Annotated in this window: 1 protein-coding gene; it reads right to left on the minus strand. The window is 40.8% G+C overall.

Annotated features, from left to right (window positions below; translation table 11 throughout):
• Window positions 1-44 precede the first annotated feature (44 nt).
• The coding region (locus ACG94X_RS16880) for a hypothetical protein (protein WP_419384812.1) at window positions 45-265 on the minus strand (221 nt) is incomplete at its 5' end.

Raw genomic sequence — 265 nt, forward strand, 5'->3', positions numbered from 1 at the left:
TTCTTATCCCCATTGCTTGCCGCAGTTTTAATATTACCTAGACTTTAATAATTCGCTTCTGACATTTTACCTAGAAGTTTTTCAACCACTTTATTGGCAGCCAACTTTGCTTCTTGTTGCTGCCCCTCTCGGAATGCCGCGGTGCCAAAAAAAGGAACTTGTTCATTTAAAAATTCAGCTATTTGCAGAATTGGAGTTCTACCGATGTCACCAACAGAGGAACGAACTCCATGCTTTTCACCTTCATCGACCAGTTCTTTTACAC

The organism is Acinetobacter psychrotolerans (assembly GCF_048552595.1).
GTDB lineage: Bacteria > Pseudomonadota > Gammaproteobacteria > Pseudomonadales > Moraxellaceae > Acinetobacter.